Source organism: Aquabacterium parvum (assembly GCF_001447195.1).
Lineage (GTDB): Bacteria > Pseudomonadota > Gammaproteobacteria > Burkholderiales > Burkholderiaceae_C > Aquabacterium > Aquabacterium parvum.
This window is the reverse complement of the sequence record NZ_LFRI01000241.1, coordinates 1-273: the sequence shown is the minus strand read 5'-3', so window position 1 is coordinate 273 and position 273 is coordinate 1. Positions and strand designations below refer to the sequence as shown.

General features: G+C 64.8%; 1 protein-coding gene. It reads right to left on the bottom strand.

The genetic code is table 11. The features are described from left to right. Positions 1-50: 50 nt before the first annotated feature. A partial coding sequence (locus ABG80_RS08890; RefSeq protein ID WP_235513795.1) for a hypothetical protein occupies positions 51-273 on the bottom strand: 223 nt, incomplete at its 5' end.

Genomic DNA, 273 nt, shown 5'->3' with positions numbered 1-273 from the left:
CCCTCTGCAACGCCCTTCGGGCTCACTGGGGTGTCCCCCAGCCCCCCGGCTTACTTCGACGCGGAGAGGCGCTCCATGTCATTGAGGACAGGCCGAGCATGCTGATGCACGGCCATCATGTAGGCCTGCGAGGCCTCGTCCCAGGCGTCGATGTGTCTGGCCAGGATGAACAGCCAGGGCGGCGTGTCAACATCCGGGCCAGCAGCTACGATCCCGTAGAAGGCCCTCACCGTCTCAGTGGTCATCAGCGCAGCCTCTTCGAGGACATTGCGC